This is a genomic window from Bacteroides sp. BFG-606 (assembly GCF_024788145.1).
GTDB classification, from domain to species: Bacteria; Bacteroidota; Bacteroidia; order Bacteroidales; family Bacteroidaceae; genus Bacteroides; species Bacteroides vicugnae.
Window position 1 is genome coordinate 458,876 of record NZ_JANUIL010000001.1, and the last position, 24,987, is coordinate 483,862.

18 protein-coding genes are annotated in these 24,987 nt (G+C 41.1%); 14 read left to right on the forward strand and 4 right to left on the reverse strand.

The window, feature by feature from the left end; translation table 11 throughout:
- Window positions 1-10 precede the first annotated feature (10 nt).
- Window positions 11-958 (forward strand): bifunctional riboflavin kinase/FAD synthetase, encoded by a 948-nt coding sequence (locus NXV01_RS01800; protein WP_259021624.1) that lies wholly within the window; start codon window positions 11-13, stop codon window positions 956-958.
- Between the two features lie 102 nt (window positions 959-1,060).
- Window positions 1,061-1,855 (forward strand): CPBP family intramembrane glutamic endopeptidase, encoded by a 795-nt coding sequence (locus NXV01_RS01805; RefSeq protein ID WP_217722359.1) that lies wholly within the window; start codon window positions 1,061-1,063, stop codon window positions 1,853-1,855.
- 76 nt (window positions 1,856-1,931) lie between these two features.
- Here the strand turns inward: NXV01_RS01805 and NXV01_RS01810 are convergent, their stop codons facing one another.
- The 4 genes from NXV01_RS01810 to NXV01_RS01825 form a co-directional block, all read right to left on the reverse strand.
- Window positions 1,932-2,354 carry a SufE family protein gene (locus tag NXV01_RS01810; RefSeq protein ID WP_217722357.1) on the reverse strand — a complete coding sequence of 141 codons (423 nt, stop codon included), beginning with the start codon at window positions 2,352-2,354 and terminating at the stop codon, window positions 1,932-1,934.
- A gap of 109 nt (window positions 2,355-2,463) precedes the next feature.
- Window positions 2,464-3,459 (reverse strand): M28 family peptidase, encoded by a 996-nt coding sequence (locus tag NXV01_RS01815; RefSeq protein ID WP_074636473.1) that lies wholly within the window; start codon window positions 3,457-3,459, stop codon window positions 2,464-2,466.
- Between the two features lie 70 nt (window positions 3,460-3,529).
- Window positions 3,530-4,438: an LD-carboxypeptidase gene (locus tag NXV01_RS01820; RefSeq protein WP_074636475.1), complete on the reverse strand. Its 909-nt coding sequence runs from the start codon at window positions 4,436-4,438 to the stop codon at window positions 3,530-3,532.
- 8 nt (window positions 4,439-4,446) lie between these two features.
- On the reverse strand, window positions 4,447-5,250 hold the full coding sequence (locus tag NXV01_RS01825; protein WP_074636476.1) for a glycoside hydrolase family 16 protein: 804 nt from the start codon (window positions 5,248-5,250) through the stop codon (window positions 4,447-4,449).
- A gap of 179 nt (window positions 5,251-5,429) precedes the next feature.
- On the opposite strand from NXV01_RS01825, the gene NXV01_RS01830 reads away from it, so the two are divergent.
- The 12 genes from NXV01_RS01830 (at window position 5,430) to NXV01_RS01885 (ending at window position 24,666) form a co-directional block, all read left to right on the forward strand.
- Window positions 5,430-6,389: a phosphate acyltransferase gene (locus NXV01_RS01830; protein WP_195649934.1), complete on the forward strand. Its 960-nt coding sequence runs from the start codon at window positions 5,430-5,432 to the stop codon at window positions 6,387-6,389.
- Between the two features lie 25 nt (window positions 6,390-6,414).
- Entirely contained in the window at window positions 6,415-7,476 is a 1,062-nt protein-coding gene (buk, locus tag NXV01_RS01835) for a butyrate kinase (protein ID WP_259021625.1), read from the forward strand.
- Between the two features lie 96 nt (window positions 7,477-7,572).
- The gene (locus tag NXV01_RS01840) at window positions 7,573-8,166 is read left to right on the forward strand and encodes an RNA polymerase sigma-70 factor (protein ID WP_234133700.1); all 594 of its coding nucleotides are present in this window, start codon (window positions 7,573-7,575) and stop codon (window positions 8,164-8,166) included.
- Window positions 8,167-8,242: 76 nt separating this feature from the next.
- Window positions 8,243-9,244 carry a FecR family protein gene (locus NXV01_RS01845; RefSeq protein WP_234133701.1) on the forward strand — a complete coding sequence of 334 codons (1,002 nt, stop codon included), beginning with the start codon at window positions 8,243-8,245 and terminating at the stop codon, window positions 9,242-9,244.
- 161 nt (window positions 9,245-9,405) lie between these two features.
- Window positions 9,406-12,741, forward strand: a complete 3,336-nt coding sequence (locus tag NXV01_RS01850) for a TonB-dependent receptor (protein ID WP_259023420.1) — start codon at window positions 9,406-9,408, stop codon at window positions 12,739-12,741.
- Between the two features lie 79 nt (window positions 12,742-12,820).
- Complete coding sequence (locus tag NXV01_RS01855) at window positions 12,821-14,761, forward strand: RagB/SusD family nutrient uptake outer membrane protein (protein ID WP_234133702.1); 1,941 nt, start codon at window positions 12,821-12,823, stop codon at window positions 14,759-14,761.
- 26 nt (window positions 14,762-14,787) lie between these two features.
- Window positions 14,788-15,483 carry a DUF3823 domain-containing protein gene (locus tag NXV01_RS01860; RefSeq protein ID WP_234133703.1) on the forward strand — a complete coding sequence of 232 codons (696 nt, stop codon included), beginning with the start codon at window positions 14,788-14,790 and terminating at the stop codon, window positions 15,481-15,483.
- 11 nt (window positions 15,484-15,494) lie between these two features.
- Window positions 15,495-17,747 carry a glycoside hydrolase family 92 protein gene (locus NXV01_RS01865; protein WP_259021627.1) on the forward strand — a complete coding sequence of 751 codons (2,253 nt, stop codon included), beginning with the start codon at window positions 15,495-15,497 and terminating at the stop codon, window positions 17,745-17,747.
- A 33-nt stretch (window positions 17,748-17,780) separates the two neighbouring features.
- Window positions 17,781-19,745, forward strand: coding sequence for a GxGYxYP domain-containing protein (locus tag NXV01_RS01870; RefSeq protein ID WP_234133704.1), 1,965 nt, complete (start codon window positions 17,781-17,783; stop codon window positions 19,743-19,745).
- A gap of 19 nt (window positions 19,746-19,764) precedes the next feature.
- Window positions 19,765-20,880 (forward strand): DUF4972 domain-containing protein, encoded by a 1,116-nt coding sequence (locus NXV01_RS01875; protein ID WP_234133705.1) that lies wholly within the window; start codon window positions 19,765-19,767, stop codon window positions 20,878-20,880.
- Window positions 20,881-20,884: 4 nt separating this feature from the next.
- Entirely contained in the window at window positions 20,885-22,003 is a 1,119-nt protein-coding gene (locus tag NXV01_RS01880) for a DUF4972 domain-containing protein (protein ID WP_234133706.1), read from the forward strand.
- Between the two features lie 26 nt (window positions 22,004-22,029).
- Window positions 22,030-24,666, forward strand: a complete 2,637-nt coding sequence (locus NXV01_RS01885; protein ID WP_259021628.1) for an alpha-L-rhamnosidase — start codon at window positions 22,030-22,032, stop codon at window positions 24,664-24,666.
- The last annotated feature ends 321 nt before the right edge of the window (window positions 24,667-24,987 follow it).

Sequence of the window (24,987 nt, forward strand, 5' to 3'; positions counted from 1 at the left end):
ATTTAGAGATATGCAGATTATACGTGACACATCGGCAATTACCCCGGAACCCTGCGTAGCTACTATCGGTTTCTTTGATGGGGTGCATGCAGGACATCGCTATCTGATTCAGCAAGTGAAGGAGATAGCCGCCGCGAAAGGTCTACGCTCTGCATTGGTTACTTTTCCCGTTCATCCCCGAAAAGTGATGAATGCGAAGTATCGTCCGGAACTGCTGACTACTCCCGAAGAAAAAATAAGCCTGCTTGCAGACATCGGGGTAGATTACTGCCTGATGCTTGACTTCACTCCTGAAATTTCCCGGCTCACTGCCCGGGAGTTTATGACACAGTTGCTAAAAGAGCGTTATCTGGTAAAATATCTGGTAATCGGCTATGACCATCGTTTCGGGCATAACCGCAGCGAAGGTTTCGAGGATTATGTACGTTATGGAAAAGAAATTGGCATAGAAGTAATTCGCGCCAAAGCGTATACCAGCAATATAGAAATAGGGGACGAGCCCAACATTCCGGTAAGCTCTTCCCTGATCCGTAAACTTCTTCATGAAGGAGAAGTTAGCCTGGCCGCCCATTGTCTGAAATATGAATATTTCCTCGACGGGATAGTAGTAGGCGGCTATCAGGTAGGCAGAAAAATAGGTTTCCCAACAGCCAATTTAAGGGTGGATGATCCCGATAAACTGATTCCTGCCGATGGAGTATATGCCGTATGGGTGACATTTGACGAGAAAACGTATATGGGGATGCTGAATATAGGTGTCCGCCCGACGATAGACAATGGTCCGAACCGGACGATTGAGGTGAATATCCTCCACTTCCATTCCGACATATATGATAAATTCATCCGGCTTACTTTTGTAAAACGGACACGTCCCGAACTGAAATTCTCCAGTATCGACGAGTTAATAACACAGCTCCATAAGGATGCTGAAGAGACAGAAACAATTCTTAAAAAATAGATTCTTATGCAAAAGTCATTTATGAGTATCTCTTTGGTGGTAATAGCTATATCCATGTTAGCAATGTTTATCTATAGTTTCTTTACCACTAAATAAAAAACCATGAAAACGGCTATCAAATTAGTATTAATAGACCTTCTCATTGCGCAGATTGTTGCTCCAATCCTGATTATGATTCCTTGTACGATCTATTTGTTCGTCACCACGGGAAATCTGGATAAAGTCACTCTGACGCAAATGATTATGATTCCGGCACAGCTAGCCGGTCAGATTATGATGGGTATTTATCTATGGAAAGCCGGTTATATCAGTAAAAAGAGGGCAACATGGTTACCAGTATCGGCCTCTTATCTGGTTTGCAGTGCCATCGCAATCCTCACTTGCGGGTTTGCAGTCTCCTCATTAATGAGCCTGCTGGATTGGATTCCTAATATCATGGAACAATCTTTCAACATTCTCCAATCCGGCTGGGGCGGTATTCTTGCAATAGCTATCGTAGGCCCCGTACTTGAAGAGTTATTGTTTCGCGGAGCCATCACCCACGCTTTACTTCAGCAATACAATCCGACTAAAGCAATTCTGATTTCCGCACTTCTGTTCGGTGTCTTTCATATAAATCCCGCCCAGATCCTTCCGGCATTTCTGATCGGTATCCTGTTGGCATGGACTTATTACAAAACAGGCAGTCTGATACCTTGTATACTCATGCATGTACTAAACAACTCATTGTCAGTGTATCTTAGTATCAAATATCCCGAAGCAGAAAATATGGACGACCTGATTAACGGTACCCCGTATCTCATCGTCCTATTCGGGTCAATCCTCCTGTTTATCGGTATCATACTGACCATGAGTTTTCACCACAGAGGACTCAGAGGACACAAAGGTTTATACTGACAGCAGGGATATGTAGTAATCGCAAAATGTGTAATTCAAAAAGACTCTGTGTACTCAGCGTCCTCTGTGGTGAATTTTATTTCTCTTTCGCTTTGAATGCTAATGCATACATTCGTATTTGTTTTACCATCGACAGCAAACCATTGCTACGCGTTGGTGATAGATGCTCTTTCAGTCCGATCTTGTCTATAAAATAAAGATCTGCATTCAAGATTTCATCAGGAGTATGTCCGGAAAGGACTTTAATCAACAAGGCAATAATTCCCTTTACAATCAAAGCATCGCTTTCTGCTTTAAAAACAATTTTACCATCTATATCATCCGCTTGAAGCCATACCCTGCTCTGGCATCCTTCAATCAGATTTTGTTCCGTCTTATATTTTTCTTCAAGTGGTTCCTGCTCATTTCCGAGATCAATAAGTAATTGATAACGGTCCATCCAATCGTCGAAGTCGCTGAATTCTGCAATCACTTCGTCTTGTAGTTCATTAATTGACATTATAGTAATTATTTAATTAGACAATATACCAATGTGCGAATAACAGATGCCGTATTTAAAAACGGCACACCAGTATATCGACACCTTATTATATTATTTCTCGATTCTATTATTTCTCATTGTAAATCACTTCCAATACGGTCTGACCGACTGCTTTCAACGTATTCTTATCAATATGTTCCATATTGTCATTGACAGTATGCCATGTCGGGGTAAAATCACCTTCCTGATTGTAGGGAATGATATCGATCGTTTTAATACGTGCCAGACGATTTATGAACAGATGGTCGTCTGTTACAAATCCTCCGTTTCCATCCATGAAAGTCTTTCCGTAACCCGCTTTTTTTGCCGCTTTCCAAACCTTCTTATTTATGTCCGGAGCAAATTCCTCCGAATATCCTTCTTTCATAAACACACTGCCTTCACCTCCTACCATATCAAGCAGGATACCAAAACGTGCATTATATCCTTGTACATGAGGATTACGTGCCCAATACTGCGATCCCAGACACCAAAACTCCTCCTTGTGCTGCCCCGTGTAAAACTGTGGCGCACCATAGTCTTCTGCATCCAATAGAATGATGTCAATTCCCAATTCCGGTTGTTGCTGATTGACCAGACGGGCTATTTCGAGCAAAGCTCCTACCCCACTGGCACCATCATTTGCACCCAGAATCGGAGTTTTATGGTTCTTCTCGTCAGAATCGTTATCCGCCCATGGACGTGTATCCCAATGTGCAAACAAAGCGATTCTCTTTTTACTTTCCGGCTTATAAGAACCGATAATGTTTCTCGCTTTCAACAACGTCCCGTCATAAGCAATCAAATCGGCATATTGGTTAGTCACTTGAGCACCGAAAGCCTCCAACTGACCGGCAAGGTAATTGCCACAGGCAACATGTTCTTTTGTATTAGGAACACGAGGTCCGAAATCTACCTGATTCTTTACATACAAATAAGCACTATCCGCATCAAATTGAGGTACATTCACGACAGTTTCTTCATTTTGTTCACTCGTACTATTTGCCTTGTTACCTCCACCGCAAGAGAATGCTGACAATAACAAAAAGGCACTCATTAATACTATCATAGTTTTCTTTTTCATCGTCCTTTTATCTATTAAAGCCTCAAAATTAGTCATTTTCACCACAGCATCGTTCAGATGGAATGGATTATTAACATATAAACTTCAGTTCCACATTTTTCTTTCCCACCACAAGCTCTACTTTTGCACCGTTGATAAGCGGGAGATTATGAGTCACATGCCCCACCGGGAAATTGAAACAGACGGGATAATCATACTCTTTTACTAAATCTGCCAAAGCGGCATACAATTCCTTACCCAGTGAACAGTCTTCTTCATATTCCGTAAATTGACCGATAATCAATCCGGACAGTTTTTCAAGTACGCCTCCTAGTTTCAAATTATACATCATACGCTCGATAGCATGCGGACGTTCGCTAACATCTTCAATAAACAGTATAGTCCCTTCCGCCGGAATATCATAAGGAGTCCCACGCAAACCGTAGGCTACCGCCATATTACCGCCATGCAAAACACCTTGTGCAGTTCCCTGCTTGTTCAATTTATGCTTCTCGCACGTGTAAGAAGGAATATTTCCCAATAAAATATCCTTCAGATAGTTTGCACAAAGATCATCTTCGGGTTCCACCGTAAGATGACGGGCCATCAATGAATGAAGGGACGCATATCCATTTTTCTGAAACAGATTGTGCAAGGCGGTTATATCGCTAAACCCCAGTAACCATTTCGGATGCTCACGAAAGGCCGTAAAATCAATTTTATCGATCAAATGTACCGCCCCATACCCTCCACGGCTACAAAGAATAGCTTTCACTTTAGGGTCGTCCATCGCATCCTGCAAATCTTTCAGCCGCTGCTTGATTGTCCCGGCATATCTTCCGGATGAACTTCCGGCATGTTTTCCTATAGCCACTTTCAAGCCCCATAATTCCATCCGTTTCTTGGCTCCTTTCAGGAATTGTTGGTCTATCTTACTCGAAGGTGATACAATAACCACTTTATCACCATTCTGCAAAAAGGGAGGAAATTGAATATCCATATATGTTCTTATTTTATTGACTTTCGTTGATAAAAACGTACCCAGTCCACTTCCATTTCTACCGGAAGATCCTTGGGAGAGACTGCTCCCACCCACGAGCCTCCCAACTGCATATCAATCAGCAGATAAAATGGCTGATTAAAAGGGAATTGTCCCTCTTCTTGCGTTTGTATGCGGGGGTAAGTAAACGTATGCACATCATTGACATAAAATGAAAGACTGTCAGGATACATTTCGACTGCAAAAATATTGTAGCGGTCGGGGTGAATCACTCCCGTAGAATGTGATACCGGGTGATCCTTGATTCCCAGCGTATAAGTGTAATGGGAATGAACGGTCTGATAAGCAATAGAATCATTATTCAAACGTTCCATGATATCAATCTCACCACCGGATGGCCATGCCGCTCCTTCAGGCAGCATCCAGATGGCAGGCCATGCTCCTCCCGCCGCATTCAACTTGGCACAAATCTCAATACGCCCGTTCGTAAAAGCCTTTTTACCTTTCGTATAAACACCACCTGTCAAATAAGGGGCAGTGTCATTGGGTTGGGTATGATTGACAATACCTCTCAACACCAGTTTGCCTTTACGCATGGCATAACAGGAATCAAAGTCCGTCATATAGTTATTCCAGTCTGACTTTCCTCGTGGAATCTTGCTCCAGACCTGTGAATCAAAGTTCTTTTTCTGATTAAAGTTCTCTTCCCAGATCAAAGACCAACCGGAAGATATCTTGCTGCTTTTACAGGAAACAAGCGTCCAACAAAGGAAAATTAAGCTAAGAAATAATAGATTTTTAAACTGTTTCATGGTACTTTTATTTTATTGGGGGATTTATTTGCAAAAATACAGGAAAAAACGGTTCCATGCACATCCAACGGCCAAAACAAATAAAATATAGCAAAATGTTACATAATGGATGTAATTTTTCGGGTTATAATCGTTATTTTTTCAATCATTTTTCTGATATTTGCTAAAAATCTAACGTTATGGAACCTATTCTAAATTTTGCCCAGTTAACGGCTCATCTTAAAAAACTAAACCATAGAAAACGAATTGCCGTGGTCTGTGCGAACGATCCTAATACTGAATATGCCATCTCCCGTGCTTTGGAAGAAGGGATTGCAGAATTTCTGATGATTGGAGATTCTACCATTCTGAAGAAATATCCCACGCTCAAGCAATATCCCGAATACGTAAAAACCATCCACATAGAAAATCCGGATGAAGCGGCGCGCGAAGCTGTCCGCATTGTCCGTGAAGGAGGAGCGGATATTTTGATGAAAGGGATTATCAATACGGACAACTTACTGCGTGCCATACTCGACAAAGAAAAAGGTTTGTTACCGAAAGGGAAAATTCTCACGCATCTGGCAGTGATGGAAATTCCTACTTACCATAAACTGCTTTTCTTCTCGGATGCTGCTGTCATTCCGCGTCCCACGCTACAGCAACGTATAGAAATGGTCTGGTATGCTATCTGTACCTGCCGTCACTTTGGTATCGAACAACCGCGTGTCGCACTGATTCACTGCACAGAAAAAGTGAGTGCCAAGTTCCCTCATTCACTAGACTATGTGAATATCGTAGAACTTGCCGAAGCGGGAGAATTCGGAAATGTGATTATTGACGGTCCGCTGGATGTACGTACTGCCTGCGAACAAGCAAGTGGTGATATTAAAGGGATTGTATCTCCTATCAACGGACAAGCGGATGTGTTGATATTCCCGAACATTGAATCGGGTAACACATTCTACAAATCCGTTTCCCTGTTTGCACAGGCAGAAATGGCAGGATTGCTGCAAGGCCCCATTTGCCCTGTAGTGCTTCCATCGCGTAGTGATTCCGGCTTGTCCAAATATTACAGCATTGCGATGGCATGCTTACAAGTGTCAGGAGATTGCAAATGCAGAAAACAAGTCAGCCAAGTCACCGGCTCATCATTCTAAATTCACCACTAAAAACCTACCATTCATGAAAATTCTGGTCATCAACCCCGGTTCTACTTCTACCAAAATAGCGGTTTACGAAAATGACACTCCTCTGTTCGTCAGCAATATAAAACATTCAGTAGAAGAACTATCCGCTTTTCCCGAGGTGATAGACCAGTTTAAATTCCGGAAAAACCTGGTGTTACAAGAATTGGAAAACAATAAGATACCTTTTTCTTTTGATGCCATCATCGGACGTGGCGGTTTAGTAAAACCGATACCGGGCGGAGTGTATGAGGTAAATGAAGCCATGAAACGTGATACCGTACATGCCATGCGTACCCATGCCTGTAACTTAGGAGGATTGATTGCCAGCGAACTGGCGGCTACATTGCCCGGCTGTCCGGCTTTCATTGCTGATCCGGGAGTGGTGGATGAACTGGAAGACATAGCACGCATCACAGGTTCTCCTTTAATGCCGAAGATTACTATCTGGCATGCATTAAACCAGAAAGCAATCGCCCGCCGCTTTGCCAAAGAGCAGGGAACCCAATACGAAAAGCTGGATTTAATTATCTGCCATCTGGGAGGTGGCATCTCTGTCGCAGTCCATCACCACGGACGAGCCATTGACGCCAACAATGCATTGGACGGTGAAGGTCCTTTCTCACCGGAACGTGCCGGTACACTTCCCGCCGGTCAACTGATCGACCTATGTTTTAGCGGTCAACTCACCAAAGACGAATTGAAAAAACGTATCTCCGGACGCGCCGGACTGACCGCCCATCTAGGTACAACCGATGTTCCCGCCATTATACAATCTATCGAAGAAGGAGATAAAAAAGCGGAACTGATACTGGATGCCATGATTTACAATGTTGCAAAAGCAATAGGAGCTAGTGCCACCGTACTTTGTGGAAAAATAGATGCCATCCTTCTGACAGGAGGCATCGCTTATTCGGACTATGTGATTTCAAGACTGAAAAAAAGAATTTCTTTCCTGGCTCCCATCTACGTTTATCCCGGAGAGAATGAAATGGAGTCGTTAGCATTTAATGCCATAGGAGCACTAAAGGGGGAATTGCCGATACAAATCTATAAATAAGTGGTGCTCATTATAAAGGCATCACCTTCAAAACTGCAAATCTTGCATAATTAAATATTATATGTAACTTTGCAGCACTTATCTCATATCTGAAGTATGGCAACTACTAAAATAGATGAATCAATAATTATCGGCATAAATCAGGGAAAGCAAGAGGCTTTTGCTACTTTATACGATAGCTATTTTAGCTATTTATGTATGTATGCCACCACTTATATTTTCAATCCGGATGAAGCTAAAGAAATCGTAAACGACGTCTTTCTAAATATCTGGTATAAAAAAGAACGATTGGTATTTCCTATCCATTCCTATCTTTTACAATCCGTTCAGAATGGGTGCCTCAACTATATACGAGCTTTAAAAAACAGGGAAAGAGTAATGGACGAATATCGCAAGGAATTACTCAACTACCAGGAGGAATATTGTGCCAATGACAATACTCCCCTACAACTGTTAGAGATAGAAGACCTGCAAAAACAAGTACACAATGTCGTAAATTCATTACCGGAGAGATGCCGTATTATTTTTGAAAAATACCTCTACAATAATAAGTCACCACAAGAAATTGCAGAAGAGCTGGATATATCCGTAAACACGGTGCGCGTACAAATAAAAAATGCAATGGATAAAATGAAAGTGAAGCTAGGAACATCACTTGGAATCCTGCTTCTTTTCCTGTTTCAAAAATAAAATTCAAAAAAACAGGTTTCACCTAAATGTTTTGCACTCGAGATGTGTATACTCTATAAACAAGGACAAAAAGTTTATGGAGCAGAACCTTATAGAATTTGATGAATTAATGATTGATTATCTCACCGGTAGTCTTTCAGAAGAAAATACGGGCAAGTTTTACACCCTCTTACAGTCTGATATGCTTTATCAGCGGAGATATGATGAATTGGCTAAACTTCACGCCCAATCATTTATATCTAAATTCGAAAAAGAGAAGAAGGATAATTATGCTGAACTGACCAAAAGTCTGAATTTTAATACTCCCCATAAAAAACGCTTGGTGATCCCAGTTTTCTACGCCCGTATCGCAGCCGTTATTGCCCTTGTCATTACAACATCAATCGGCATCTATCTTTATAATGACGAGCCCCAAATACAATCAAACACTTTATGCGAGATAGAAGTACCTTTGGGTTCACAGACCAAAATGACATTGCCGGACGGATCTGTTGTATGTCTGAATGCCGGCTCTATCCTAAAATACTCTCCTGATTTAATCAATCATTCAAAAAGAGAGGTTTATTTAATCGGCGAAGGATATTTTAAAATCGAGAAAAATCCAGAAAAGCCGTTTATTGTACATGCCGAAGATATCAACATCGAAGTATTAGGAACCATCTTTAATGTACGCGCTTATCACAATTCTTCGGAAATTGAAGTAAACCTGATAGAAGGAAAAGTAGATGTATCAGCATCAACTACCCAAGAAAGCAGGATACTTTCTCCCAACGAACGAATGACGTATAACAAAGAATCAGAAACAATAAAAATAGATAAAGTAGATGCGCTCCGTTCTGCTCAATGGACAGTAGGACGCCTAAGCTTTGTCAACGCCTCATTAATTGATATCATAAAGGACATAGAGCGTAAATATAACGTAAGAATCGTAATTCAGAGCAAATTCATGCAGGATGAGATTTTTTCGGGTAGTATCAGCACCAAACTGTCAATTGATGAAGTCTTGGATTATATTGACGTAGATGATAAATACGACTGGAAACGAAGCGGAGATACGATTACTATTACTGATAAATAAACAAATGTTTAACACCAAAATTAATCTTATAGCAATGAAAGACACCTCTTAAAAAGAATCGGAGTCACATATGGGCCATGTTACTCCGATCCGCGATCAAATTATTTTTTAAATAATCTTTTAATCAATACAAATGTATGAAAAATAATCTGTATAGGAGAATGATTTATTTATTTTATCATTCGAAAGCCGATTTTGTATCTATACGATGGTCGTTTTTAATCGTATTCATCTTATTTCAAATCCCAGTATCAGCTTCAGAACTGCCATTACAGGACATTAAAATTTCAATACAACATAAAAATGTTGCATTAGGCACTGTATTCAATGATATCGAATCGAAAACTAGTTATTCATTTTTAGTAAGAAACAATGATGTCAATCTCAAGCAAATAGTTTCTATCGATGCCAAAAACAAAACAGTACGTGAGATCTTGGCTATGTTATTTGCAGGAACAGATTTGAAATATGAAGTTGAGAATAAACGTATTACCGTATATCGGCCAATAAAGAAAGCACAAAAAAGTGACAAACGTAAAGTCACCGGACGAATTATTGACGAAACTGGTAGTCCCGTAATAGGTGCCAGTGTACAAAACAAAAAAAGTGGAATGGGAAGCATTACGGACTTGGACGGTATATTCAGTCTCGACATTTCCGAAAATTCTACCATTTTAAGTATTTCTTATTTAGGTTATGAGAATAAAGAGATACAAGTTAAAGAACAGTCAGATTTAGGAATTATCAAATTAGCACCTTCTTCTCTGGCTTTAGAAGAAGTGGTAGTCGTTGGTTACGGAGTACAAAAAAAGGAAAGTCTGACCGGTGCCATATACAACCTGAAATCATCGGATATTATTAAAACAAAATCACCGAGTTTGGCTCAAGTCATACAAGGAAAGGTATCAGGATTGAGAATCAGGCAACAAAATGGCGAACCGGGTAAGTTCAGTTCTGACATCAACCTTAGAGGATTGGGAAATCCCTTATTCATCATTGACGGAGTAGTCAGAGACGGTTCCAGTGAATTCCAGCGATTGAACCCAGAAGACATTGAAAACATTTCTTTTCTAAAGGATGCAACAGCTGCTATTTACGGAATGAATTCCGCGAATGGAGCGATTATTGTCACTACTAAAAAAGGAGCTTTAGGAAAGCCCCGGATTACAGTAAATGCCAATGCAGGTATTTCTTCGCCAACCGATGTTCCTAAAATGGCCAATGCCGCTCAATACATGACGATTCGTAACGAAGCGGAATTGAATGCCGGTCGTCCGGGATACATTACACCGGAAGAATTGGTTAAATGGCAACAAGGAGCTCCCGGTTATCAAAGCACAGACATATATGATGCCGTATTCAACGACGTGGCCACTCAATACCAAGCAACCCTGTCACTAGAAGGAGGTACGGAGAAAATGACTTACTACGGTAGCCTTGGATACTCAACCGACAATAGCTTACTAAAGAACCGTGCACTCACTTATGACAAATTCACACTACGTTCGAATGTAAGTTTAAAGATAACTGATAATTTAACCGCATCCATGAATATCGGTGGAAGATATGATGTTACAGACCGTCCGTGGTTGTCTTTCTTTGATATTTTCAAAGGAACCCGTATCAATCCGCCAACCAGCACTATTTATGCAAACGGGAATCCGAACTATTACAACAACTTCTCTTATCAGGCCAATCCTGCTGCCATCAGCGACAAAGACTATTCAGGATACGGACTCGAGAAAAACAAGAATCTGCAAACGCAGTTTTCTTTGGAATACAGTGTCCCGTATGTCAAAGGACTAAAGGCCAAAGCTTCTTTTGTATATGATTATAACAACTATACTTATAAAGGAGTACGAAAAGGGTTAAGAACATATACTTATGGAGAATACACAGGTGAATATACTCCGACAGATGCTTACTTGCCCGCCCTCATCCAGGCTAACAACAAAGAGTCGGAACGTATGGATATGCAATTACAGCTTTCTTACGACAAAACTTTTAAAGATCATCACCTTTCAGCAACCTATGTTTTTGAAAGCAGAGAAGAAAAAGCTAACTGGACCAACGGAGAACGGAAATTCGATTTTTATGCCATTGACGAACTTGATTATGGTCGTGCAGCCGACCAGCTAGTATCGGGTTCTTCAGATCATCAGGCGTTCCTATCTCATATAGGACGACTCACTTACGATTATAAAGGAAAATATCTGGCAGAAGCCGCTTTCAGATACGACGGTTCCTACCGATATGCACCGGAAAACCGATGGGCATTTTTTCCTTCAGGTTCAATAGGCTGGAGAATCTCGGAAGAAGATTTCATAAAAGATAATTTCACTTTTATCGATAACCTCAAATTAAGAGCATCCGCAGGGCTTTCCGGACAAGACGCCGGTGATCCGTTCCAATATATTGCCGGCTACGGCTTAAATAACGGAGGATACTCCTTTTCTGCCGGAAAATATACCAATGGAGTATCAAGTCCGGTAATGATTAACCAAAATCTAACCTGGATAAAGATCAACATGTTCAATGTCGGAGTGGATTTTTCAATCTTCAACCGATTGTTTTCTGTTGAGTTTGATTTGTATCAAAGAACACGTAGCGGTTTGTTAGCCAATAGATACGGTTCACTTCCCAATACATTCGGAGCTTCCCTGCCTCAAGAAAACTTAAACGGAGACAGAACCCAAGGTATCGAATTCAGCTTGTCGCACGAAAAGACATTCAGAGATTTTCATTATGTTATCAGTGGAAATTTCAATCTGGCACGTACTAAAAACCGGCATATCGAACGCGGCCCATTTACAAGCAGCTGGGACCAGTGGAAGAACAAGGCATCAGGACGTTGGAATGATTTTATCTGGGGATATCAGGTAGACGGACGTTTCCAAAATGAGGACCAGATAGCGACCTCTCCTATCCAAAATGGTGATAACGGTAACTCTAAAGAACTGCCGGGAGATTACATTTTAAAAGACCTGAATGGTGACGGTGTCGTAAACGACATGGATAAAGTACCTTTATTCTGGTCAAGCTCTCCACTTATCCACTTCGGTTTCAATGTTCAGGCCAATTGGAAGAACTTCGACTTCTATGCACTGTTTCAAGGGTCTGCCCTATACACCGTCCAGTTTAATGAAGTATATGCCACCATGCTATACCTGAAAGGAGGAAACTTCCCTGAATATTTCTTTGACAGATGGCATCGGGAAGATCCTTATGATGCAAACAGTAAATGGATTCCCGGAAAATGGCCGGCTGCCCGCTTGGAACAGGATATGGGAGCCTTATATACAAGAGACTCGGAAATCTGGCGTAAAGACGCCTCCTACCTGCGTCTTAAATCTGTTGAAATCGGATATACGTTCGACTCTAAACTATTGAAGAATGTAGGAATTGACAAACTAAGGCTCTACATCAACGGATACAACCTATTGACTTTCTGCGATCCGTTTGTTAAAGCCTTCGATCCTGAAAAAAATAGAGGGTGACTATAACGCCGGATTAAATTATCCTCTGAACCGTACTTTTAATTTTGGATTGACAATGAACTTTTAAATCGACTATGATATGAAAAAGGTACATTATTTATTACTATGCACATTGTTTACACTGGTCAGTTGCAGTGATTTTCTGGATTTAGAACCTAGAAATAAGATATTACCGAACCAATTATTTGCAACTTCCGAAGGTATACAGGCTCATTTAGCTAATTTATACGGAAGACTCCCCATTGAAGATTTCAACTACTCTCCTAACAGAGGCTTTAACATCGGTATGGGAAATGAAGTGAACAACGGAGGTTTTATGGCCGCCCATTACTGCGACGAAGCCATCCATCCCGAATACAACGACTGGGGTGAAGAACGTTTTGACTATTGGGAGGAAGGATACAAATTAATCCGTGATGTCAACAGTCTACTGGAGATCGTTCCTACCCTGACCATTATCAGCGAGAACGAAAAAAAGAAACTCAATGCAGAGGCATACTTTCTAAGAGCATATACCTACTTTGCCTTAGCCAGGCGGTATGGCGGTGTGCCCCTGATAGAAAAGCCGCAGGAATATGAAGGGAACATCGAATCGCTTAAAGTCCCCCGAAGCACAGAAAAAGCAACCTGGGATTTTATATTAGCTGACTGCGACCGTGCAGTAGCAGCATTTGAGGGGATAGATGACCAGACATTAATAGAAAATAATCCGAGAAGAGGAGACAAATGGGCTACTTTAGCATTAAAATCCAGAGCAGCATTATTTGCAGCATCTGTTGCCAAATTTTCTCATCAGCCCTACGTGTCATTCTCCGGTCCCGCCGTTGAACAACACCTGGCAGGGATAGAAGCAATATATGCCGACGAATTCTACTCGCAATGCATAGATGCCTCTGAAAAGATTATGGAAAGTGGTAAATTCGGATTATACAAACCGACTCCGGCAGATCCGACAGAAGCAGCAACCAATTATCAGAAACTTTTTGAACATCCAAGCCAATGTCTGGATGGCGTCAGAGAGCCTATATTCATAAAAAGCTATGTAGCAAACACCTCTCTGGCACATAATTACGATGTATGGTTTAGTCCCCGGCAAACAAACTTAAACCTTTTTCCGGGACGAATGAATCCAACTCTGGAATTTATCGACTCATTCGAAGATTATACCGATGACGGACAAGGAAAGGTGAAACCTATCCAAACCCGTACAGACGGAAATGAAAATGATTACAATGGTTTCGGACTTTCCACCGACTATCTGACGTTCCCCAAAGACAACCCTTTCAAGGCTTTTGAAGGAAGAGACGCCCGTTTAAATGCAATGGTACTTTTTCCCGGCCAAAATTGGGGAAGCACAAAAATCATCATTCAAGGCGGGCTGGTAAAATCCGACGGTTCGGGTTATTACTATCGTACCCAAGCTTCTGAAAAAGGACAAGACGGGCTGACTTATTATACATACGGTGCAGAAAACGGAACGTTATACTCCGGATTCGACCCGACATTGGGACACTATACCCGAAGCGGATTCTTATTCAAGAAGTTTATGCAAATAGAAAATCCGGTAGAACAAGAATGGAGCAGAAGTACCCAAGATTGGATAGACTATCGCTACGGAGAAATTCTTCTGAATTACGCTGAAGCAATTATCGAGAAATCCGAACCGACTTCCGCCGAAATAGAGAAAGGAAAAAAAGCATTGAATGAAGTCCGTAAAAGAGCTGCCCATAAAGATGAAATAGCCTTGACACAAAGCAATGTCAGAAAAGAACGTTTCGTCGAACTGGCTTTTGAAAACAAAAGGCGTTGGGATCTTGTTCGCTGGCGTACATTCCATAAAGAATTCCAAACCAGAACCAGAAAAGGATTAGTACCTTTCATTGATTTGCGAAAGAATCCTCCCTGCTACATCTTTGTTCGTGTCAACCCATTGGGACTGGAAGCAAAAACGTTCGAATATTCATGGTATTATAAAGATATTCCGGGCATTGAATCAAACGGATTGGTACAAAATCCATAATACAGAACAATATAAATCATTTGAATATGAAAAGAAACTTATTTATATCTGGTATTGTACTGGCAGCAATCATGCTTATTACATCTTGCGAAAAAGATAATTTCGACGGACCGGATGCGACCTTCTCGGGTGAAATCAGAGATAAAAAGACAGGAGAACTGATTCCACAAGAAATCTCCGACGGTTCCCGCATCTATTACATAGAACAAGGTTGGGAAAATCCCTCCGTACAGAATATGGTCATCAAGAAAGACGGAACATTCAATAACAGCCTGATGTTTTCGGGCAATTATAAGATCATTCTGAACCGGGGTAACTTTGTAGCACAGGATACGATTGACATGAAGATTCATCCGGGAGACAACTTCAAAGTATTTGAGGTAGTGCCTTATCTAAGAATTATCGAACCAGAAATACAATTGAAAGACAGAGTAGTAACAGCCAAGTTCAAATTGGAACAAGTGACTAGCAACAAAGTATACCGTGTTTCTTTGTTTGCTTACTCTCACATCGATGTCTCCAGCAAATTAAATCTGGTAAATAAGACAATCGAACTGAACAGAGCAATCGCCGATGGCGAAGAATTCCAGTTGTCTATCAATCTGGACGAATATTCTTCGACATTACTAAGCGGGAAAAGTTACTACTTTCGTATCGGAGCACAGTCTCAAGGAAGCGAGACTAAATATAATTATGCTACTGCTGTAAAATTAAATCTATAAGAAAAAGAACAATGAGACTAATTACCATAATAAGCACATTATGCATGGTATTTCCTTTGGCGCTTTCAGGTGCCCCTAACAGTACAGAAAAGAAGTCTCCGGTGGACTATGTGAACCCATATATGGGGAATATCAGTCACCTGTTGATTCCTACCTACCCTACTGTGCACCTGCCAAATTCCATGTTGCGTGTTTGTCCTGAAAGAGGTGATTTTACATCAGATATGATTCACGGTTTGCCGGTTGCTACTACCAGTCACAGAGGTAGTTCCGCCTTCCGGATCAGTCCTGTTCAGGGGGATTATTATCCCGAAGAGGTCATCAACTATTCATACAACTCGGAGAAACTAACCCCGTATACTTATTCTGTTTATCTGGATGAAGTGGATATAAATGTAAATTATGCTCCGTCTTATCAAGCAGGTATCTATCAGATCAACTTCGAAAAAGAGGGAGATAACCACATTATCATACACTCCCGTGACGGTCTGCTAAAAGTGACTCCTGACGGCATTAGCGGATACCAGATCATAGACGGAACACCCACCCGAATCTTTTTATATTTAGAGACAGAGCAGAGATATAAAAAAGCGGGAGCGTTAATCAACGGTTCACTAGATGATAAGCAAAAACAAGGAAAAAGCCTTATCATCTCTTTTGGAGCACAGAAGAAAATACACCTTCGTTATGGAATCTCTTTCATCAGCGAAGAGCAGGCAAAGAAAAACCTAAAACGTGATATCCGGACCTATGATGTGCAAACCGTAGCTAGCCAAGGAAAAAAAATCTGGAATAAGAAACTCGGTAAAATCACAGTAGAAGGAGGCACGGAAAACGATAAAAGTGTGTTTTATACTTCATTGTACCGCACTTATGAACGCATGATAAACATCTCTGAAGATGGCAGATATTACAGCGCATTCGACTGTAAGGTGCACGATGATAACGGAATTCCCTTTTATACCGATGACTGGATTTGGGATACATACCGGGCTACTCATCCATTACGGGTTCTCATCGAGCCTGAAATAGAATGTGATATGATAAGCTCCTACATCCGTATGGCCGAGCAAACCCCTCAAGGGTGGATGCCTACTTTCCCGGAAGTAACAGGCGACAGCCATCGGATGAACGGCAATCATGCTATTGCTGTTATATGGGATGCATATAGTAAAGGATTGACAAACTTTTCATTGGAGAGAGCCTACGAAGCTTGCCAAAAAGCCATTATGGAAAAGACATTGCTCCCCTGGCAGAAACTTCCATTAACCGAACTTGATAGGTTTTATCATAAAAACGGTTTCTTTCCGGCATTACACCCCGGTGAAGCAGAAACCTGCCAGGAGGTACATAACGGCGAAAAGCGTCAGGCCGTAGCCGTCACATTAGGAGATTGTTACGACAAATGGTGTTTAGCCCAAACCGCTAAAAGTTTGCACAAAGAACAGGATTATAAACTGTATTTGAAAGATTCTTATGCATATCGTAACCTCTATAATCACGCTACAGGTTTCTTTCATCCGAAAGACATAAACGGAAACTTCATCGAACCTTTCGATTACCGTTTTTCTGGCGGACAGGGTTGCAGGGATTATTATGGAGAGAACAATGGTTGGATTTATCGTTGGGATGTGCAGCATAATCCTGCAGACCTAATATCCCTGATGGGAGGCAATGAGAATTTCATCAGAAATCTAAATCAGACTTTCAGAGAACCCTTGGGTAGAAACAGATATGATTTCTACCAACAGTTGCCCGATCATACAGGAAATGCAGGACAATTTTCAATGGCCAACGAACCCTGTTTACATATCCCCTACCTGTACAATTATGCAGGCCAGCCGTGGATGGCGCAAAAACGGATTCGCAGGTTACTCAATCAATGGTTTCGCAATGACTTGATGGGCGTTCCGGGAGATGAAGACGGTGGTGGCATGTCTGCCTTCGTAGTGTTCTCAATGATGGGATTTTATCCTGTAACTCCGGGAATACCTGCTTATAATATTGGAAGCCCAGTTTTCAAGAAGGTAAAAATCAATATAGGGAATAATGGCTATTTTGAAATTATAGCCCGGAATTATTCTCCCGATAATATTTATATCCAGTCAGCCACTCTCAACGGCAAAGTATGGGATAAGCCGTGGTTTGGACAGGAGGATATAAAAGATGGCGGACAATTAATAGTAACGATGGGAAACAGGGCAAACAAGAATTGGGGTTCCAATTCTGGTAGTATCCCTCCATCGGCAGAAAAATATGATTAAAGACTAATTGTGTAAATAATAAAAAATAATACGATGAATACAATAAATAGTTTAAGATTTTTCCTTATGGTGATATTGACCGCTATGTGGTCATGCAGCGATAAGGATTGTTCGGGAGCTGTCACAGAACCTATTAATGAAGTCAGAGCAGCACAGGCTAAATTAGTGGATGATAAAGCGGTAGTAACTTGGATAGATCCCTATATCAAAAACATTAAGAACGTGATCGTCAAGGATCTGCAGACCGGTCAGCAGGAATCTGTTGCCAAGGGAGTGCAACAGGCAAAGTTCAGCATTACCAATAACGATCAATCGAAAAGTTATCAATTTGAACTGAAAGTGGAAACGGCCAGCGGACAATTATCGCAAGGAATTACCGTTCGTATCGTAAATAATTGGGCACAAAAGATACACCCTTTGATTGATTACAATAGTCAGGAGACACCGCAATCCGGCTTATTCTTCAAGAATAAGCCAGCAAGCGAATTGGATGTTTTCGATGTAAGAAAAGATGAGAGCCTTGCCAAAGTGGTGACTTCAGTCATGCAGGGGATAGTCAATCAAGAGTTTGCCAAGACCTATCTGATATGGGAAGACCAGCATTTAGATCAGTTGAACGATGCCGGATGTAATTATCAACTAATCACTGCTCCCCAGACGAACAATCCCGGCTTCACAGCTTTCTACAACAAGTATAAAGATGTATTCAACAAACTAATCGTTTGGAGTCCGGACGATCAATGGACCTGGTGTATCGCCCAAATGATGGCTGCACAGGAACATGCGATCCCTGTCACAGAAGATCTCAAAAATTATATCATCAACGACTTGGGAGGCTGGAATAAAGAGATCGTAGATATCAGAGGCAGATGGACCAACAAAAATGACGCCTATAATTGGGCTATTGATAATCTGGCTGTCAATTGCCACAAGACACTGTGCTTCTCTGCCGGGTTGAGAGGAGACTATGTCAGCAGTCCCTGGAAAATTTACGATTATGCAGCTGCATCCAAAGGTTTTGTATTTTGGTTGAATGAAACGAATGAAAGTGACAAGACTCTCATGGAACGTATCTTCAATAAGATTGATTATCCGGTCGGTTCTTCTGTTTTAGGATTCGGTATGAATACAATTGGAGACGACCTGAATCTGGCAATCAATACACACAATCTGGGATTTGTTGTCAGTGATTATTATGCCAATGCCAGTTTCTGGTGCAGCTATCCCAACAAGTCTTTCCAACAGCGACGGGGTATTGCCGGAGAAGTCCAACCGGGTAAGGTATATGTTTCAATCAGTTTGAGCGATGGAGATAATATACAGTATGCTGCTAATATCTTATATCGGATCTTCAAAGAGGGTAAGAGACGCGGCGAGGTGCCTGTTGCTGTAACAATGCCTGCCGTTTTACAGGAGCTGAATCCTAACCTGCTGGAATTCTTTTATAAGAACATGACACAGAATGATGAATTAACAGCCGGTCCTTCGGGTATGCAATTCATCTTCGGAGACAAATACGCCCTTAGTGGTAAATACGATGAATGGTTGGCTCTAAATAAAAAGTGGCTCTCAACAGCCGGTTTCCATACAGCCCATTTATGGAGTACGGACAATCAGGCTAATTTCAAGCAATACATGGAAGGAAGCGGCCTTGACCTGGTAATGGACGGTTCCAGCCGTACCAATGCAGAAGGAGCTAATTGCAAGTATGTGAATGGCACTGTACGTATCGATCAGGGAGAACAATGTTCCAAAGAAGGCGATGTCTATCGTGCACTACTTTCCACATCTCCCAGTGAGCGCAGACCTATATTCAAGAATATCTATATTCTTGTATCCGATTACGGAGTGGAAGCAGGAAAAGTTGTGATGTACGAACGGCTGATTAAAGAACTTGAAAAGCTGGATCGTGACTATCCAAATACTTATGAATACATGCTCCCGATGGATTTGGCTGCAACAATCAAAAAGTATATACAAGAAGGAGGAATCTACTAACTATAAAAAGTATACGAATATGAAAACCATCATAATAAGACATCAGATCATCTGGTTATTAGTCATACAAATATTGTTTGTATTCTCTTTTAGTGCTTGCTCCGACAATGAAGATAATGGAGTGAAAGTATACGAATATACTGAACAAATAGGAAAGAAGATAAAAGTAGTGACAGACATACAGAACGAAGCTAAATATGGGTTGCGGAAAGGAATGTATCCGGAAAGTAGCAGAGCTATTCTCGAAGAAGCGGAAATTAAACTGAAAAACTTCCTGCAAGACATTAAAGAGAATAAAGTTAACACCCAGGAACTACCCGATGCAACGGCAAAGATGCTGGAAGAAGCGGACAACTTAATCCTACAATTTAAAAATACGATACGAACGGAAGACTTGGTTGTTCCTGCGGACTTATATGTCTATGGTTCCAAAGGAGGTTATATTGATTTTGGAGTACACCCGGAATTTTCCAGATTCGGAGAAGACGGTCAACAAGTCTTCACCATCGAGTTCTGGATAGATTTGAAATCGACAGATCAAACCAACTACATTTTATCGACTTTCATCGAAGATTATGGTGCGGGTATCAGAAAGGGCTGGGGAATCAACCGTTTCCGGGATAACAACCGGTTCCGTATCACTTACGGTATAAAAGAGGTCGACCTGTTTGAACCGGGATTCAGTTTTGGTGATAATTATGATAAATGGGTACATATAGCGATCGTTACCGACGAACGTTCAGGAGTTTTATCCACAAAGATATACATGGACGGTGAAGAGGTTTCTTCCGAACAATCCAGCAAACCGGAAAGATATTACATATCCAATGACCACAATGTATCAATGACCGCCTTCGTCGCTATGACTCCTGCAGGAGCTCTCAAAACATGGGAAAGCGCAGATGGAAGTATCAAACATCTTCATATATGGAGTTCTGCCAAGACCCAGGAAGAAATTGTCAAACTGAAAAACGGTGAGACTGCCGTAACCGGTAAAGAAGCAGACTTAGTTTGCGGATGGACATTTGACAAACTGGCTATGGATGAAAATGATATTAAAGATTTAACCGGTAAATATTCAGCTAAACTGGTAGGCAACTACACTTGGGTTGAAAAAAATACATCAAACGAATAAGAGTATGAAAACTAAACTTTTTAATATAAAACCACAGGCAATAGTCATATTGTCATATCTACTGCTAGCCTTATTTTTTGTTGGCTGCTCGGAGGATGAATGTCAATCTACACCTATCAATGCTAATGAGGAAACAGAGATTTTCATTGAAAGGCTCGAAAGCATTATTACAGATATAAAATCTTTGAGGGATGAATCCACCTATGGCGAGAAGAAAGGAGACTACCCTGAAACCAGCAAAGAGCTACTGGATAATGAAATCACCCGACTAGAGGAAGTATTAACCAAGATGAAGGAGAACTCCAAAAAGCTAACTGCCAGCGAGATGGATCGTATCATTATTGAATCTAATGAAGTGAAATCCAACTTTAAATCTACTATCCGCCTAGAAGATTATGTACCGGCTCCGGCAGAGCTATACGTTCAGGGACGTGAAGGCGGTTATATCGACTTCGGTGTCCATCCGGAATTCTCAAGATTCGGTAATGACGGACAACAGAAATTCACTGTGGAGTTCTGGCTAAAATTAGATTACATAGATCAGACGACCTATATCCTTTCCACTTTCATTGAGAATTATGCAAACGGAATCAGAAAAGGCTGGGGAGTAAACAAATGGAACGGACGCTTCCGAATGACTTACGGAACGAAAGATCTGGATTTGTTCGAACCGGGTTATAGCTTCGACGGCAACTATGACAAATGGGTACACGTCGCCATTGTCACAGACGAAACTCTAGGCGCACTGACTACCAAGATGTATCTGAACGGAAACGAAGTAGCTTCACAGCAATCTGATAAGCCGGACAGATATTACATAAGTAACGATAATGGAATTCCAATGGTAGCATTCACTCAATTAACACCGGAAGGAGTTACCAAAACGAATGAAGCAGCCAATGGTAGTATGAAACATATCCATATCTGGAGTACGGCAAAAACCGGAGAGGAAATTCAGAAGTTATACTCCGGAGAAACTGAAGTGACGGGAGAAGAACCAGACCTGATATGCGGATGGACGTTAAATTCCATACCGAAAGACAATAATAACATAAAAGATTTAACAGGAAAATATACAGCTAAGCTTATCGGAGCTTATCAATGGAACGAGATTCCAAATTAATCTGCCCACTAGAAACATAGATAAATATGAAAAAGATTTTATTTCTTTTATTTATAACAGGGTGTTCTTACTTATATGGACAGACCGGTGTTCCCACCCTTTTAAAATGCGAACATCTGGTGACCCCTTTAGGTATAGACAATAAACACCCGAGGTTATCATGGGTATTAGAAGACACGCGCCAAGGCGCGTGTCAACAAACATACCGTATTATGGTAGACACAGATTCACTCTCTCTTATAAACAATAACGGAAGAGTATGGGACACTGGAGAAGTTACTTCCGACAAAATGCAAACAGTATATGCTGGTAACGAACTGAAACCATTTACCAAATATTACTGGTGTGTCCGGATTTGCAATAAAGAAGGCGAACGTTATCAATCTGCAGTTTCGTCTTTCGAGACTGCAATGATGAATATTTCTGATTGGAACGGTGCATGGATCAGTGATGGACAATCCAAAGAATATCATCCGGCTCCCTATTTTAGAAAAGAGTTTAGTATTGGCAAAAAAATCAAATCTGCACGGGCATATATCGCAGTGGGAGGTTTGTATGAACTTTCACTCAATGGGGAGAAAGTGGGAAATCACCGTCTGGACCCAATGTTTACACGTTTTGACCGTAGAATATTATATGTGACGTATGATGTATCTGACTATATTAATCAGGGAGACAACGCTATTGGAGTCGTCCTTGGCAATGGCTGGTATAATCATCAGGCACTGGGAGTATGGAACTTCAACAATGCTCCCTGGAGAAACAGACCTACTTTCTGCCTGGACTTGAGAATCACGTATGATGACAATTCTACAGAAATCATCTCCAGCAATCTGACATGGAAAACATCGGGAGGGAAAATAACAAGGAATAACATCTATACCGGTGAAAACCAAGATGCTAATAAGGCTCAACTAGGATGGAACTCCGCAAATTTTGATGATTCGCAGTGGAACAATGTCAATCTTTGTTCTGCTCCGTCACAGAATATAGTGGCTCAACAGTTATATCCTATCCGGAATGTAGAAACAATCCCGGCACAATACATGAATAAATTGAATGATTCACTCTATGTATTCGATTTGGGAAGAAATATAGCAGGAGTTACACAACTGAAAATTGAAGGAAAAGCAGGAACGATTGTCCGGCTGATACATGCCGAACGGCTCTCACCAAACGGCAGAGTAGATTTAGGACGTATCAGCAATTTCCATCGTCCGACGGATGAAGAGGATTTATTTCAAACCGATACTTATATCCTTTCCGGAAAAGGGAAAGACACCTTTATGCCTAAATTCAATTATAAAGGATTCAGGTATGTGGAAGTGTCATGTAGTGAGCCGACGGAATTAAAGAAAGAATGCCTGACCGGTTATTTCATGCATAATGATGTACCGGAAGTAGGAAATGTAACTACCTCCGATCCAATCATTAATAAAATATGGAAGGCTACAAATGTGTCTTATCTTTCTAATTTATTCGGATATCCTACCGATTGCCCACAAAGGGAAAAGAACGGTTGGACAGGAGACGGACATCTGGGAATAGAAGCAGGATTGTATAACTATGACGCACTGACTATCTATGAAAAGTGGCTTGCAGATCATCGGGATGAACAACAACCTAACGGGGTTCTCCCTGATATTATTCCGACATCGGGATGGGGATATGGAACAGAGAACGGACTTGACTGGACAAGTACAATCGCACTTATTCCCTGGAATGTCTATTTATTCTATGGAGACAGTAAACTACTGGAAGACTGTTACGAAAACATCAAAAGGTATGTAGATTATGTAGATCGTAATAGCCCGCAATATTTAAGTGATTGGGGACGCGGAGACTGGGTACCTGTCAAAACACTATCATCCAAAGAACTAACCTCTTCCGTTTATTATTATGTAGATACCAACATATTGGCATATGCGGCCAAGCTATTCGGGAAACAGGATGACTACGAAAAATACACTACTTTAGCTGAAAATATCAAAGAAGCGATTAACAAGAAATACCTGAACCGGGACACTGGCATATATGCCGGAGGCAGTCAGACAGAATTAAGTGTTCCACTTATGTGGGGAGTGGTTCCGGAAGATATGAAAGCCAAAGTAGCCGCAAATCTTGCGAACAAAGTACAGAAAGACGGATGTCATGTAGATGTAGGAGTATTAGGTTGCAAAGCATTGTTGAATGCTTTAAGTGAGAATGGTTATGCCGATCTTGCTTTTCAGGTGGCCGCTCAAAAAGACTATCCTTCCTGGGGATGGTGGATTAGCAACGGGGCAACAGCACTCATCGAGGATTGGGATTATCAAAGAGCAGGTGAATTTTCAGATAATCACATGATGTTCGGAGAGATTGGGGCATGGTTCTATAAAGCTTTAGGAGGAATCAAACCGGACTCCAAACACCCTGGATTCAGGCATATTCTTCTTGCCCCCCATTTTGTAAAAGGGCTAACTTACGCCAACATCAGCTATCAATCACCAAGTGGTCTGATTGTTTCCAATTGGAAACGTAAAGGGAAAAAGATTATTTATGAAGTGACAATTCCTGCTAACTGTACAGCAACATTCACAATGCCTGCTAATATAAAAGACAGTCGTACAGTTGCTTTGGAACCAGGCACACATGTCTTTGAATTACAAACTACTGCAAAATGAATCAAGAGAATAATAAAGGCATGTTGATTCATGCCTTTATTATCTTATTTCCTCCCTACAGGGCGGACGCATAGTCAATGGCAATATCAAGCCAGTCTTTAAACGTGCGACTTTTATAGGCAAAGTCATTGTATGAGGTTCTGTTTTCAATCGAATTTTCGTCTCTCTGAAATTTTAAGCCTTGAGCACATAAATGGTTTGACAAAAAAGAACACTAATACAAATAATAACAGTAAGGTAATATTTGTCTATTTCACATAGATAGTTGAATAACATAATAAAAAAAGAATTTTGCGATAGTTTCTTTAGCGGGGTTAATAA

What these genes read in the sequence shown, in the direction of transcription:
- NXV01_RS01800 (WP_259021624.1), top strand. Translation starts at nt 11, where the DNA reads ATGCAGATTATACGTGACACATCGGCAATTACCCCGGAACCCTGCGTA.
- NXV01_RS01805 (WP_217722359.1), top strand. Translation starts at nt 1,061, where the DNA reads ATGAAAACGGCTATCAAATTAGTATTAATAGACCTTCTCATTGCGCAG.
- NXV01_RS01810 (WP_217722357.1), bottom strand. Translation starts at nt 2,354, where the DNA reads ATGTCAATTAATGAACTACAAGACGAAGTGATTGCAGAATTCAGCGAC.
- NXV01_RS01815 (WP_074636473.1), bottom strand. Translation starts at nt 3,459, where the DNA reads ATGAAAAAGAAAACTATGATAGTATTAATGAGTGCCTTTTTGTTATTG.
- NXV01_RS01820 (WP_074636475.1), bottom strand. Translation starts at nt 4,438, where the DNA reads ATGGATATTCAATTTCCTCCCTTTTTGCAGAATGGTGATAAAGTGGTT.
- NXV01_RS01825 (WP_074636476.1), bottom strand. Translation starts at nt 5,250, where the DNA reads ATGAAACAGTTTAAAAATCTATTATTTCTTAGCTTAATTTTCCTTTGT.
- NXV01_RS01830 (WP_195649934.1), top strand. Translation starts at nt 5,430, where the DNA reads ATGGAACCTATTCTAAATTTTGCCCAGTTAACGGCTCATCTTAAAAAA.
- buk (WP_259021625.1), top strand. Translation starts at nt 6,415, where the DNA reads ATGAAAATTCTGGTCATCAACCCCGGTTCTACTTCTACCAAAATAGCG.
- NXV01_RS01840 (WP_234133700.1), top strand. Translation starts at nt 7,573, where the DNA reads ATGGCAACTACTAAAATAGATGAATCAATAATTATCGGCATAAATCAG.
- NXV01_RS01845 (WP_234133701.1), top strand. Translation starts at nt 8,243, where the DNA reads ATGGAGCAGAACCTTATAGAATTTGATGAATTAATGATTGATTATCTC.
- NXV01_RS01850 (WP_259023420.1), top strand. Translation starts at nt 9,406, where the DNA reads ATGATTTATTTATTTTATCATTCGAAAGCCGATTTTGTATCTATACGA.
- NXV01_RS01855 (WP_234133702.1), top strand. Translation starts at nt 12,821, where the DNA reads ATGAAAAAGGTACATTATTTATTACTATGCACATTGTTTACACTGGTC.
- NXV01_RS01860 (WP_234133703.1), top strand. Translation starts at nt 14,788, where the DNA reads ATGAAAAGAAACTTATTTATATCTGGTATTGTACTGGCAGCAATCATG.
- NXV01_RS01865 (WP_259021627.1), top strand. Translation starts at nt 15,495, where the DNA reads ATGAGACTAATTACCATAATAAGCACATTATGCATGGTATTTCCTTTG.
- NXV01_RS01870 (WP_234133704.1), top strand. Translation starts at nt 17,781, where the DNA reads ATGAATACAATAAATAGTTTAAGATTTTTCCTTATGGTGATATTGACC.
- NXV01_RS01875 (WP_234133705.1), top strand. Translation starts at nt 19,765, where the DNA reads ATGAAAACCATCATAATAAGACATCAGATCATCTGGTTATTAGTCATA.
- NXV01_RS01880 (WP_234133706.1), top strand. Translation starts at nt 20,885, where the DNA reads ATGAAAACTAAACTTTTTAATATAAAACCACAGGCAATAGTCATATTG.
- NXV01_RS01885 (WP_259021628.1), top strand. Translation starts at nt 22,030, where the DNA reads ATGAAAAAGATTTTATTTCTTTTATTTATAACAGGGTGTTCTTACTTA.